The 14,197-nt window shown below is 66.3% G+C and carries 6 protein-coding genes; 2 read left to right on the top strand and 4 right to left on the bottom strand.

What is annotated here, in order from left to right; translation table 11 throughout:
* Position 1: 1 nt before the first annotated feature.
* The 3 genes from AB0N24_RS15275 to AB0N24_RS15265 all read right to left on the bottom strand — a co-directional run bounded on the left by AB0N24_RS15275 (position 2) and on the right by AB0N24_RS15265 (position 5,998).
* Positions 2-1,141: an amidohydrolase family protein gene (locus AB0N24_RS15275; RefSeq protein ID WP_364125816.1), complete on the bottom strand. Its 1,140-nt coding sequence runs from the start codon at positions 1,139-1,141 to the stop codon at positions 2-4.
* Positions 1,141-2,514, bottom strand: a complete 1,374-nt coding sequence (locus tag AB0N24_RS15270) for a glutamine synthetase family protein (RefSeq protein WP_364125814.1) — start codon at positions 2,512-2,514, stop codon at positions 1,141-1,143. Before AB0N24_RS15270 ends, AB0N24_RS15275 begins: the two co-directional genes overlap by 1 nt.
* An 88-nt stretch (positions 2,515-2,602) precedes the next feature.
* A complete protein-coding gene (locus AB0N24_RS15265) occupies positions 2,603-5,998 on the bottom strand; it encodes a family 78 glycoside hydrolase catalytic domain (protein WP_364125812.1) in 3,396 nt (1,131 codons plus the stop codon).
* A 334-nt stretch (positions 5,999-6,332) separates the two neighbouring features.
* Here AB0N24_RS15265 and AB0N24_RS15260 point away from each other — a divergent pair, with 334 nt between their 5' ends.
* Entirely contained in the window at positions 6,333-6,584 is a 252-nt protein-coding gene (locus AB0N24_RS15260; RefSeq protein WP_364125809.1) for a hypothetical protein, read from the top strand.
* A 66-nt stretch (positions 6,585-6,650) separates the two neighbouring features.
* On the opposite strand, the gene AB0N24_RS15255 is transcribed toward AB0N24_RS15260, so the two are convergent.
* On the bottom strand, positions 6,651-7,895 hold the full coding sequence (locus AB0N24_RS15255) for a cation:proton antiporter (protein WP_364125806.1): 1,245 nt from the start codon (positions 7,893-7,895) through the stop codon (positions 6,651-6,653).
* A 255-nt stretch (positions 7,896-8,150) separates the two neighbouring features.
* On the opposite strand from AB0N24_RS15255, the gene AB0N24_RS15250 reads away from it, so the two are divergent.
* Positions 8,151-14,192: an Ig-like domain-containing protein gene (locus tag AB0N24_RS15250; RefSeq protein WP_364125804.1), complete on the top strand. Its 6,042-nt coding sequence runs from the start codon at positions 8,151-8,153 to the stop codon at positions 14,190-14,192.
* Positions 14,193-14,197: the final 5 nt, after the last annotated feature.

Raw genomic sequence — 14,197 nt, 5'->3', positions numbered from 1 at the left:
TTTATGGCAGTCCGTAGACCCTGCGGGCGTTGTCCCGCGCGACAAGCTCCACAACGCGGCGGGCATCGGCCTCCGACCACTCGTCATCGTCAATCCACCGGCCGAAGATGGATGTGATCGCGTTGCGCCACAGCCGCGCGCCGAGGTAGTGGAGTTCAGCCGGGCCGATGGCATCGGACGAGTAGAGGATTTTAGTGAACGGGGCGAGTTCGAAGGAGCGCGCGATGAGGCTCCGGCTTCGGACTCCGACGTGGTTCACCGCCAAGCCGACGTCGAGGTAGACGTTGTCAAAGGCCTGGGCGAGATAGCCGGCCTCACGCTCGAACGGGTAGCAGTGCAGGAGCAGGACGGGGACCTTGCTGGCCTCCACCGACCGGAGAAAGTCGAGCAGAAGCAAGGGGTTCGCCTGGTCAAGGTCCAGCTCCCGGTCCCCGAACCCGACGTGGAGCTGGAGTGGAAGCCCGAGTGAGATGGCGCAGTGCAGGCCGAAACGGATGAGGGTAAGGTCGTCAAGGCGCACCGCCCCACCGGAGTCGATCCGCTGCCGCCACAGCTTCGCGGACTCAGCTACCTCGCGGTCGGCCGGCCGGGTGAGGTCGTGCTTGAAGCCGGCCCGATAGGCAAGAACCGACTTCGCCCCCACGACAATTTGAGGATGGTTGGCCAGCAGCCCGGTGAACGCGTCCACGTAGCCGCCCGGATCATGGTCCGATTGGATCAGGGTTTCGGCGAGGGTTTCCAGGCGAACGATCTCGTGGACCGTGGCCCCGGTAATTTCCGCCATTCCGGGTGGATCGAGCATGGCACCGGTCTTGAAGCCGGCATCGATTAGCCAGTGACTGACTCCGGCTGTCCGAGTCATCCGTCGGCTGATTTCCAGTTCGCCGAGTTCGCTGCGGCGGCGCCAGTAGAGCTCCGCCGTGACGTGCCGGGGCAGGTCGATGATCTCGGCGCACCAGCGGCGGAGGGCGAAACCCAGCTGGGAGTCGTAGGCCGCCGACGGTTCTGCGAGGAGTTCGCTGTTGCCCTCGTTTAACGAATTCTGAAAGCGTGCTTCGTCGCCGTCGACTGCATACGCGCCGTGCACGTGATGGTCGATGAGCCGCACGGCTTCGACAAATCCGGCGAACGACTCCGCCATCAGATCGACCAGGCCAGGCGGAAGAGGGCCGCGAGTTCCTTGGGGTCCCTGGCCCCGTGCGTCTCCTGCTCATGGCGCCGCACCGCAACGGTGGCGTCGACCACCTCGTTGCCCAGCAGCCTACGGGCGTACGCGGAGTTGTCCAGGGCCGTGATGATGGCCGCCGGTGAGTCCGAGACGGTGCCGATCCCTGCGGCCTCCCTTTCGGCCGCGGTGAGGCGGCTTGGGTCGCCGGCGACTTCATCGGGCAGGCGGCTTCCAATGGCAATGCCCTCGAGTGCGAGGGCCAGGATGGCGGCGGATGCCAGGTACACGTTGGCGGACGGGTCAATGACCTTGACTTCGACGCTCGCCCCGTAGGGGTTGCCCGCACCGCCTTCGACGAAACGGACGGATGCTTCACGGTTTTCCAGGCCCCAACACAAGAAGGCGCCCGACCATGCTCCGGGCGCCAGCCTGATGCCGGACAGGATCGAACCGGTGAGCACTCCCTGCACCTCGGGAAGCCCTTGGATGATTCCGCCGATCGCGGCCCCGCCCTCCTCGGTGATGCCATGCGGACCGGCACCGCCGCTGAAGAGGGGCGCCCCGCCACGGGAGAAGGAGAAGTGCTGGTGGGCGCCATTGCCGACCGAGCCGGGGAAGGGCGCGGGAGAGAAGGAGGCCTGCAGCTTGTGCGCACGGGCCACCCGACCGACAATGATCTTTGCCAGCACCACAGTGTCCGCTGCTTCGAGCGGCTCCCCCGGCGCAAGGGAGATCTCAAACTGGTTGCGGCCGTATTCAGCGTGAAGCTGTTCAACCTGAACACCCGAATCGTCCATGGCGGCCAGCAACTCGGCCAGGAATTGCTCCCGGTCAAGCAAACCGGTCAGCCCATACGGAGCCCAGGGGGCGTCGTCGAGCGCCGTCCCGTCGGCGGCCACGAGAACGAACTCCAGCTCGTGGCCCACCACTGCCCGATAGCCGGCGTTCGCGGCCCGCTCCTGGACGCGGGCCAGCGTGCCACGCGTACAGGCCGGATCCCGGCTCCCGTCCTGAAGGAACATGTCCGCGGGCGCCCACGCCAGGCCTCCGCCGAGACTGCGCACCCCGTTGGGATCGATCCTCAGGCGCAGGTCGCCAACGGCGCTGATGCTGTCCGTGAAGGCGATTCCGCCGTCGATGCAGAACACATGCCAGACCGGAGCGGCACCCATGCCGGCCCGGTGGAACGAGCCAAGCCGGGCCACCGGGACACTCTTGGCAAGCGTGATTCCGGCGGCATTCACCACTGATCCGATGACCAGTCGGACGCCGGCCTCTTGGAGTCGGCCCGCTGCCTGATCCAGGCCGGACGCGTCGAGAGCAGGGAAACCCGAACCATCGCTCATACGGATATTCTGCACCTTCGTCGACACCGCTGCAGGTTCCTCGACGACGCGTCGTCGTTGTGGTTTCTAGCCCGCCAACCCGCCGCTCTCAGGATTTGTCGGTCGGCGTGAAGGTCCAGGTTCCTGCGTGGACCCGGAAGTCACGCGACGCAGGTCTGTCGATCGAAGCCGTGCTGGAACGCACGACGGCGGGTCCCGCCGTCGGCCCCTGGATTCCGTAGGTGCCGGCGGGGAGCCGGACGGTCGCCGTGACGCCGGCGGGTACCGTGCATTCTTGCTGGGTTCCCGCGGCGGTCCGCCGCCACGCGGCGTTGATGGTGCCGTTGGGTAGGGGGAGCCTTCCCTTGGCGTGCTCGAGCCTGCAGTCCGGCGGTTCGATCAGCAGCTCGCTGCCGCCGGGAACAGTCACGCGCACGCCGAGCAGGGACTCCAGGATTTCCTTGACTACAGAGGCGGACCAGGCGTGGGACTGGCTGTAGTCGGTGCCGTCCTCCAGTTCCCAGGCTTCCCAGGTGAAGCTGGCGCCTTGGTCGAGGAGCCGCGCCCAGCCGGGCTGGCCTGGGTTGGTGAGCAGGTCAAGGGCGGCGTCCGTGAGGCCTTCGGACAGCAGGGCCCGCACCAGCCGGTGCACGGTCATGGGTCCCTGGCGCATGCCCTGGCCGGCGATCCTGTGCGCATCGGCACCAGCGTGCGCAGGATCGGTGATCCCGAGGGACAGCGGGAAGGACGTTGCGTGCTGGGAGGCGTGGGCACTGGGTGTTCCGTCGGCGTGCAGTCCGTCCACCATCACGCCATCCACGCGCAGGCGGATGCGGATGGTTTCCGCGAGGGCAGTGGCATGGCCGGCGTACCGCACGGCTGCGTCCTCCTGGCCGGCGACGCTGCAAAGCCGCGCCGTGGATATGAGGGCCGAGTAGGCCTGGGCGTTGACGGTGGTCTTGACAGCGCACTGCATGTCGTAGCCGAAGCGGCCGGGGGCGGGCCAGTCCACGATGCCGTGGAGGTACGGGCCGGAGCCGCCGCCGAGTTCGGTGACCAGACCCGCCGTCGGGCCTTCCGTCGCGAGATACCGCAGCGCGTAGTCGGCGGTGTTCCGGAGGTGCGGGAGCAGTTCCGTCACGAGCGCGAGGTCTCCGGTCCGCAGGTGGTATTCCTCGGCCCATTCCGGCATCATGAGCGAGAAATCGGGGATGTCCCTTTTCCCGTCGCCGTTGGGGTAGACCGCGTTGTACCGCCCCCGGTCCTCGCCGGCGGTCCAGTAGCGCGCCGCCGACCAGCCGAACTCCCGCAGGGCCTGAGCCGTGTAGGCGTGCTCGCCAAACAGGGCCATGGTGGCGTAGGAGATGTTGACGGCGTCGGCCAAAAACTGGCCTTTCTCCCGCGTGGGCGTATCCACGAACTGCTCCTGGACCCCGTACAGTGCCGAATCGCGCAGCAGCCCGAACACGGCATCCAATGTGGGGTCCGAGCTGCTGAAGCTCCCCTCCTGCGGGTGCCGGCCATGGACGACGACGGCGCCCACCCGGGACAGGTCCGACGCCTCCACGCCGGGCACTTCCAAGTACCGGAAGCCCAGGTGCACGCTGGCGCGGAACTGCTGCGGGCCCTCGGCTTGGGTATAGGGGAAGGACATGTCGGTGTTCTGGCTGGCCGTTTTAGCCCTGTCCACCCTGCCGTCCGCGTCCAGGGAGTAGCCGGCCCTGATCGTCACGGTCCGCCCGGCCACGCCGGCGCGGAAGTCCAGTTCCGGGCGCGCCGGGATGACCCGGCCGAAGTCCGCCACCAGCGTTCCGTCGGCCGCCTTCACGAAGGCCTCCGGGGCAACAAAAGTCCCGGACAGGAAAGTGCGCCGGGGGTGCAGCGCCGGAAATTCCGGGACAGGGTGGGGGCCGTAGCTCAGGGCCGGCGGCCCGTCCTGGCAGGCCTCGAGGGCTGCCGCGGCCTGGCCGTCGAGGTGCTCGACGGGATCGCCTTCGTCGTTCCGGTAGCCCGCCTGGCGATATGGGGCCTCGGTGGCTGTCCAGTCCGGGCCGGAGCTAAAGATCTCGCGGCGGTCGTCGGTGTAATCAACGCTGAGGCGGACCAGTAGGCCGGGAAGGCTGGCGGCCCTGCCCTGGCCGGGGCCGTACCAGTGCAGGAGGGCCGTGAGCGAAACCTCCGCGGGCTGCTGCTGGACGGGCTCTGTCGCTTGGCCGGGCCGCGAAGGTGAGTCTTCCGGTGTGCGGGCTGCGAGGAGCGCGGTGACGTCGGCGGCGTCGTAATATCCCTCGCCGGGGTAGCTGAAGGAGGTGGTGCGGAGGCAGGAGGTGCCATTCACGGCAAGCTGGGCGTGATGGCTGGCTGCGGCGAAAAGACGCGCACGGGCAACCGAACCGGTGAGCCGGATAGTGGTGCGGAAGAGCGTCCATTCATCGGGCTGCCGGTGAGCCGTGGTGCACGCCCAGTGGCTCAGGACGGCACGGGCTTCCTCCGGTCCGTCGTCGAACCTGTGGTCCAGGAGCACCATGCAGCTGATGGCATCCGCGGTGCGTGTGGGAGCAGCGTCAGGTGTTAGCCTGGCTGCGGTGACGCGCAAGGTGGCGTACTCGGCCTGGCTGCGGGGTCCCTGGTGGAGTGCCAGCGATCCCTCCATTCCGGCAGGGGAGGGTTCAGCTACGGTAAGCAGCTCAACGCCGTCGAGGCTAACGCTGATGCTGACGCCGTCGTCGGTGACCGTAAGGTCCTGCCACGTGCCCGGGAGCAGGTCCTTGCCGGGCAGTCGCTCCTGGCTGGCCACGGCGTCGCGTTCCAGCTGCGCGCTGGCCAGGACTTCGGTGTCGGGAGTAGCAGGGGCGGGGATTTCCCAGGCCGGGGCACGGCGGAGCACAACGCTGCCCGCCGTGTTCAGTTCCAGCAATAGTCCTGTGCCTGGGCCGCTGCTGCGGAGAAGCAGGCCGGCCCACCCCATCACCGGCCGGAGTCGAGCCGCCAGAGTGAACTGCCGGACGGGCCTGCAAGGGACGGGAAGGTACGGCGAGCCCGCAACACGAAGGGCACCGTTCAGGACGTCCAGCGGAGCCCGACCGCCTGCCGCCCCGTGGATCCAGTGGGCGCCCCACCCGCTGTCCGAAAGTCCGGTACTGAGAACCGCCGCGTCGGACCAGGGGCCGGGGTTCCCGGCGGCGTCACTCACGCGTACACGCCAGCTGTAATCCGCGTCCTGGGCCAGGCCAGGTCCACCGTAGGGGATCCCGGATTGGCGCGACGACGGGACGGGCCCGGAATACCAGACCTCGGCGCCTGCCGCGTCCTCGACGGCGATGTCGTAGCCTGTCTGCCGGGCAACGGCGGGCCCGGCGCCCTCCGGCTGGCTCAGTTGCCAGCCAAACACCGGATACCGCGACGCCGTGAGGCAGGGCGAGAGCCCGTCGGTCAGCAGGCCGGCAGCCTGGAGTTCGCCCTGGCACGTAATGGGAGGGATTGCTTCGGTGGGGGAGAGGCCCATCAGGTAGCGGTTCCGTACGATGGGCGAACCGGCTCGGCGGCGGTGCCCGATGGTGTTCTCAATGGATCTCCGTTCCTGCCCGCTACTACCATGAGCGCCGTGGATCCGCGGCAATCCAGAAAACGCTTTCTGCGATCCAAGTCTGGACCATGAGTGAGGGCGAGTCAAGGAATGTAACGATTCAAAGAAGCCGCCGCAGGCGTCCATCAGCTTCCTTAGGGTTTGCGCGGCCCGGGCCCGGGCACGAACAAATCATGCGGCGGAAACTTTCGTGCAACCTTGAACGTGCACTCTGTGAGAGCGGAACGCTTCGGAAAGGATGCGACTCATGACCATGAGTGAAGAAACTGTTGTGGGCACCTGCCATGAACTCGCTGCCGGGGATTTCATCGTCGCCCGGCACAAGGGTGCCCTCGTTCACCGCGGATGCGTGACCGAGCGGGTCCCGGACCACGGCCTGTTCTGGATCCTGGACGAGCTGACCGGCGGGCGGCGTTTGCTGGACATGGCCGACCTTGAGATCGCCCTCGTATGCAGCGGCATCACCGCACCGAAGGCCCCGGACACTGAATCGGCCGCCGCCTGACGAAGGCAGGGTTCTATGAGCTCGGCACGTTTAGTGAGGGCCTCCCGCGGTTTTTGGACCAGAGGCTCACTTTGATGCACCACCGGCGACGTCGGCCTGGTCCGGTCTCCTAGGGGATTTCCTGGTGCCGCGTTGGCGTCCCGATGGTCTGCGTTGATGCTGGCGGAGAGCGAGCAGCGGAAACAGGAGTACCGAGAGCATTCCTGCTCCAACGAGTGCCGATGCGATTCCGCCTGAGATCAGCCCCTCGTCCCGCCCGATGCCTGTCACCGCTACGATAATCGGCAATCCCGTTGCCCCAAACAGCATGACGGCCCGCTTATTGGCTGGGCTGGAGTTGGGGGGAGCCGCGAGCAACGACGGCAGGCCACGGATGATCAGCAGGAGGAGCAGGAACAGCGGTACCAGCCCGAGAGCGGCCGGGCTTGCAGTGAGGGCGCGTAGGTCGAAGTCTATTCCGGTGTCGATAAAGAAGATCGGCACCAGGAACCCGAACGCGATGGCGTCGATTTTTGTCTCGATGACCTTCCGGTCCTGTTCGGGAGCGCGCGCGATGGCAACCTTCCAGAGGACTCCGGCGGCAAATGCACCCAGCAGCATGTCGAGTCCCAGAACCATGCTCAGCACAACGAGCACGCTGAGGATAAACATGATGGACCGGACGGCGAACTGGCCGCTGGTGTGGAGGGTCCTGGTGACCTGGGAGTGGAGCAGTGAGTGCCGTGCGCGGGAGGCGAGATAAATCGCCAGGCCGGTCAGGAGAACAAACCCGAGAAGTACTGCTGTTGCCGGTCCCAACTGCCTGCCACTAAAGAACAGTGAGATCGCAACCAGAGGACCAAACTCACCGGCCGCACCCAGTGCGGTGACCGCGATGCCGATCGGGGATTTCGATTCGCCGGCGTCGCGAAGGATAGGCAGCAGCGCGCCCAAAGCTGTGGAGCACAATGCGACGCCGATGATCACGGCAGCCTCCGGTGTGGGGGCCAGGAGGAGGCCAGCACCAATGCCTGCCGCCAAGGAGATTACCCAGCCAGCAGACGCACGGTTGGCGGGCCGGCCGCGGATCAGGGCGAAATCAATCTCGTTGCCGGCAACGAAGAAGAGCATGGCCAGCCCGAATTCGGCCAGCGTATCCGTGAACTCGGTGGACTGTATCCACCCCAACAGGCTGGGGCCGAGCAGGATTCCGAGGACAATCTCGAACACCACGATCGGCACCTTAACCACACGGTCAAGAAAGCGGGCCGCAAGGGGCGCAGCGACAGCCAGCAAGGCGATCAGAACCAATGAAGTGGACAACCCTTGCATCAGCGGTACCTCCGGCACCTCGGCTGCTTCCTAGGAAAAGTATTCCAAAGCTACCGCCACCGTAGGCGGTGGCGCCATAACAGCCAACCGCCAAATGCCCCAGCAGGACCACTCAGCATCGGAACTGGTACCCCAGGCTGGATCACCCCCGGGACCGTACTGTTGTCGCTCTCGGCACATACGTGGGGTGAGACCCGCGTATATTGGCTTCGGGCTAATTATGAGACTGGGGGACAGATGCGGCTTCGTTCATGGGTGCGCGCCAAACAACGGGCACTGGCAGCGGCAACAACGTTTTCCGCAGTTGGACTGCTTGTTGCAACGGCAGTTATCCACCCGGGGTTCACCAGCACGCATGTAGACCTGAACGACGGCGGTGTGTGGGTGACCAATTCCGGCAAGAACCTTGTGGGCCACCTGAACTTCCAGTCGAAAACCCTGGACGGCGGCCTCATGGCAGCCAGTGGCGACTTCGATGTCCTCCAGCACAGCAGCAGTGTGCTCGTCTCGGACCGCGGCAATGCCTCCTTGGGCAGGGTCAAGGTCTCCAGCGTCACTCTCGAACAACCCCAGCAGCTTCCGGGAACCCCGGTCCCGGCCTTCGGGGTAAAAGCGGTTGCCCTGGCTGATCCGAGCTCGGGCCGTCTCTGGGTGACGCAGAGCAACATGCTGGGTTCCATCGACTACGACACCCAGGAACCCGTGGTTACCGACGCCCAGGGAATCGTCGCGACAGTCGGAACTGACGACGTCGTCCACGCCGCGGATCCCGCACGCGGGGAGGTGACCTCCCTCAGGGTGAATGCAACCGGTGGAGTGGACTCCCGGGACTCCGTCCAATACGGGGCCATCCGCGACGTCGAGGACCTGCAGATCGCCGCAGTGGGGGACAAGCCAGTCCTATTCGACCCCGGGAACGGAACACTCCACCTTCCCGGCGGCCGCCAGGCGCAGTTGCCCGACGCCAAGGACGCAAAACTGCAGCAAAGCGGGCCCTCCGCCGGCTTCGTCGCCGTCGCCACGAAGACGGGCCTCATCAAGCAGCCTCTGGACGGCTCGGCCGCAACCATTGTCGAACTCGGAACCTCCGGAACCCCTGCCACTCCGGTCCACGTCAACGATTGCGTCTATGCGGCCTGGTCCGGCGCAGGCAAATACCTCCGCGAATGCACGAACCCCGCCAATAGCAGCAGGGCCGACATCCCGGGCGCAAGTGCCCGGTCCAACCTCGTCTTCCGGGTAAACCGGGACCTCGTGGTCCTCAACGATGTCACCACGGGCAACATCTGGCTGGTCACCGAGAACATGAGGCTTGTAGCCAACTGGGACGACATCATTCCGCCGCCGGACAAGACCGAGGACCAGGACGAACCGGCGGCTGATGACAACCCGGTGAATACCCTCCCGGACCGCACCAAAGAGAACCGGCCGCCCTCCGCTGTTGACGACCAGTTCGGAGTCCGCCCCGGCCGGACCACCCTCCTGCCGGTGCTGGACAACGACTCCGACCCCGACGGCGACGTCCTCACCGCGCAGGTCCAAGGCGACAACCCCGCCGTCGGAACCGTGCAGGCTGTATACAACGGAACCGGTCTGCAAGTGAAGGTTCCGGCCGATGCCACCGGAACGTCGCAGTTCCAATACCAAGCCAGTGACGGCCGTGGCGGGACCGCCGGCGCCAAGGTGACCTTAACCGTCAAGGACCCTGCCAGCAACGAGGCGCCGAAGCAAAAAAGGGTGCCCACGATCATTCTGGAACAGGGCAAGAGCATCTCCCAGAACGTCCTCACCGACTGGATGGACCCCGACGGCGACGACCTGCTGCTGCTGGGTGCCCGCGCCACTAGCGACGGCGACCAGGTGCGGACCCGGGCCGACGGCCTCCTGACGTTCCAGGACGTGGGGGCAAGCCTGGGCAAGAAGGACGTGGCAGTCACTGTCTCCGACGGCCGTGACCAGTCCGAGGGCACGGTGGTTGTGGACGTCCGCGCCAAGGGCAACCTTCCGCCGAAGGCCAACGCAGACCACGTTTCGGGCGTCGCGGGGCAGGACATCCTGGTCTCTCCGTTGAAAAATGACACGGATCCGACCGGAGAAGGACTCCGGCTGACCCGCGTGGCAGGACCTCCGGAACAGGCCATCACCCCTGATTACCAGGCCGGGACATTCACCTTCCGTGCGACAAACCCTGGAACGTACTACGTGACGTACCTGGTAACGAACGGACCGGACAGCTCTGAAGGGCTCGTCAGGATCGACGTCAACGCCGCCGGAGGAGAGGGCGAGCCGGTGGCCGTCGCGGATCTGGCGCTGCTGCCGGTGGGCGGCGAAGTGCTGCTGGACGCTCTTGCCAACGACTCCGACCCGGCCGGCGGCGTCCTCGTCATCCAATCCGTGGGCCTGCCCGGGAACTCAGCGGTCTCGGTTGCCGTCCTGGACCACCACATCCTGCGCATCACCGATGTCCGCGGCCTCAGCGCGCCCACCAGCCTGACCTACACAGTGTCCAACGGCGTTGCCTCCGCCACCGGCGAAGTCACCATCCTGCCCATTCCGGCGCCCGCCAAACTGGTCCCGCCCGTGGCGGCCCCGGATGAAATCACCGTCCGGGCGAACGACGTCTCCACCATCGCAGTCCTCGCCAATGACTCCCACCCCAATGGCGCCAAGCTTCAGCTCAAGCCGGTCCTCGTGCAGGGAATCGACCCCGCCCAGGGCCTCCTAGCCGTATCCGGGGACGTGCTGCGATTCAAGGCAGGCGGAGCAGGCGGAACGGTACACGCCATCTACGCAGTCACCGGCCCGGACGGGCAGGAAGACTCGGCGCAGGTCACCATCCACATTCGGGGAGAGGGCACGAACTCCAGGCCGCTTCCCCAGCATGTCACCGGTCGGGTCGTTGCCGGCAACACGACGAGGATCGCCATTCCCTTGGACGGCATTGATCCCGACGGCGACTCGGTCACCTTGGTGGGACTGGAGCAGGCGCCGCGCAAGGGAACAGCGGTGGTGGGCGCCAGCTACGTGGAATACACGGCGCCGACGAACGCCTCCGGGCAAGACAGCTTCTCCTATGTTGTTGAGGACCGGTACGGGGCACGATCCACAGCGCTGGTGGCGGTAGGCATCGCTCCCGCGCCTGGATCCAACCAGAGTCCGACGGCCGTTGAGGACAGCATCACCGTTCTCCCGGGCCGCCACGTCGCAGTGGACGTGCTCGCCAATGACTCTGATCCCGACGGCGACAACGTCACCCTCGCAGCCAACCGGCTGGAAGCTGCCGCGGAATTGAAGGCCGACGTCATCGACGGACGGGTGCAGCTCACTGCCCCGTCGCCTGCGGGCACCTCCGCGACGGCGATCGTCAGGTACGAGATCAGCGATGGCCGGGGCGGCACCGCCGTCGGCACCCTTAAGGTCCAGGTGCGCAGCGATGCCGCCGCCCTGGCGCCCATCGCACGGGACGACCGCGTGACGTTCGCCGAGACCCTGGGCAAGACCGTCATCGAAGTTCCCATTCTGAAGAACGACGAAGACCCGGACGGGGTGGCAAGTGAACTGCGGATAACCTTCCCGGAGGGCGCGCCTACGGCCGGCATCTCAGCCCCGGGCAAAGTTTCCGTGCGGCTCGCGGACCAGCCGCAAATCATCGCGTACACCGTCACGGACATCGATAATCTCAGTTCGACGGCGTTCATCCTGGTTCCCGGCCTCGAAGGGCAGGCACCCGCGCTGCGGAGCACTGCCCCGCTGGAAGTCCTCAGCGGCCGGCAGCTGACCCTGAACCTCCAGGACCTGGTGGTTGTCCGGCCCGGCAAGAGTCCACGCATCACCCAAGACTCGAAGGTACAGGCTGTCGCTTCCAACGGAGCGCCGCTGGTGAAGGACGCCACCACCATCGTGTTCACCTCTGCGGACGACTACACCGGCCCGGCGGCTGTTTCCCTCGAGGTCACCGACGGCGCCAGCGTCGACGACCCTGACGGGCGCACGTCGGTACTCACGATCGGCATCACGGTCCTGCCCGACCCCACCCGCAACCATCCTCCAACGTTCCCCTCGAGCATCCTTGAGGCAGCAGTCGGCGAGGACTCCAGCCTGGAGCTGCGCGACGTTGCCTCCGACATCGACGACGGAGACAAGGACAAGCTCACGTTCGCGCTGCAAGGCACGCCGCCTGCCGGGATCAAGGCCGCCCTGGACGGCAGCCTCTTCAAGGCCACCGTCGATGGCGCAGCCAAGGGCAGCACACTCTCGGTCCCGGTCACCGTCTCGGACGGGCGCAGCGCCCCTGTTGCGAGTGCCGTGAACGTCCGGGTGGTTGCGTCCAAACGTCCTCTGGCGTCGGCCAACGACGACGTCATCGCCGGTGCCCGGGCCGGACAGTCCCAGCGGGTACAGGTGCTGGACAACGACATCAACCCGTTCCCGGAGGCACCGCTGAAAATCCTCAGCGCCGCCGTCGAAACCGGAACCGGTACGGCCACTGTGGACAGTGAGGCAGTCACTGTCACGCCCGCAGAGAAGTTCGTGGGCACCATGGTGGTCCGCTACCGGGTCCAGGACAAGACCCAGGACGCCGAACGCGAAATCGACGGCCGCATCCGGCTCACGGTCAAGGACAAACCGGATGCTCCGTCGACGCCGACGGTCGGCGAGGTGCGTGACCGCACCGTTGTCCTCAACTGGTCGCCTCCCGCCAACAACGGTGCAGCGATCACGGGGTACAAGGTCAGCGGCAGCGGAGGGTTCTCCCAGCAGTGCCCCGCCACCACCTGCACCCTCACGGGCCTGACCAACAATGTCGAATACACCTTCACGGTGGTGGCCACGAATGAAGTGGGCGACTCCGCGCCGTCTCCTGCTTCCGCGCCTGCCCGCCCGGATGCCAAGCCGGACACCCCGGCAGCTCCGACGCTCGTTTTTGGCGATCGGTCCCTCACTGTGAACTGGGTTCCGCCAAACAGCCCCGGCTCACCGGTGGAAAGCTACAACCTGGAGATCTCACCGGCGCCACCCGCCGGAAACATCCGGGCAAGCAACCTCACAGGCACGTCCTACCACTGGTCGGGCCTGGAGAACGGGACGCCCTACCAAGTCAGGATCCAAGCCTCCAACAAGGCGCCGGACCCCTCGGAATGGAGCCCCTATTCAGAGACGGTCATCCCTGCCGGTGTACCCGGCGCCCCGGGCAAACCGACGGTCACCCGTTCCACCTCGGGCGGCTCGGAATCGATCATGGTGGTGTCATGGGCTCCCGCGGCGGACAACGGAGCCTCCATCGACACGTACACCGTGAATGCCTTTCAGGGAGGAACCAGCGTTGCAAGCAGAACGGTGTCCGGCAGCCAGTTGAGCGTGCCCGTGACAGTCAGCAACTCCACCAGCGATTACTCCTTCACGGTGGTGGCCAAGAACAAGGCCGGCACTTCGGCGGCCAGTCCGCCGTCGGACCCCCGCCGCGCATTCGGCACTCCCGGTGCCGTTCCCAGTGTCCGTGCCGATCCGCTCGACAACGCGGTGCAGCTTTCCTTTGGGGCGGCCGCCGGCAACGGCGCAACCCCGAGCTACCAGTACCAGGTCAACGGAAGCGCCTTCCAAACCGTGCCCTCGGACAGGGTCATCCGCACAGGCGTGCCCAATAACGGCAACTACACCATTGGCGTGCGGGCCGTGAACAGCATGGATGGCGCAACCTACGAAGGCCCGGTCACCAACTCCAATGCGGTGGCTCCGTACGGCCAGCCGCACGCCGCGAGCATCAACCCCGTTACTGTCACCACGACGGTGAGGTTCGATGTCGGCGCCGTGGTCAACAACGGACGCCAGGTCGTGGCGCTGGAATACCAGTCGTCCGACGGGAAGTCGGGCTCGCTGGGCGCCGGGGGAGGATCCGTCACCACGGGGAACGGGTACGACCAGTCCATCTCCATCACAGTCACCGTCGTAGACGACCTCGGACAGCGCACGGCTGTGTCGGCGACCGGAAGCACGGCTCCCGCGAAGTACCTCACGGTGGACAACGGTTCAGCCAGCCCCGGCACCTGTGAATGGCCCACAAACGGCACTTCAGCTTCAGACACGCCAGCGAACTGCGCCGCCGGAGGCGGAACGTTCGTGGCCCAGGGCTCCCGGGTGCAGGTCCAATGCGTGACCACCGGTGCCTCGTACACCATCTACGACGGAACCACCGGCCAGCCCACGGGGGCCACCAGCAATGTTTGGTACAAGGTGATCAACAACCTCTGGATCCGCCCGACCGACGGACCCGTGGATTCGGGGGTCCCCGCCTGCTGATGCAG

Source organism: Arthrobacter sp. NPDC093128 (assembly GCF_040683875.1).
Taxonomy (GTDB): Bacteria; Actinomycetota; Actinomycetes; order Actinomycetales; family Micrococcaceae; genus Arthrobacter.
This window is presented reverse-complemented; position numbering and strand designations above follow the sequence as displayed.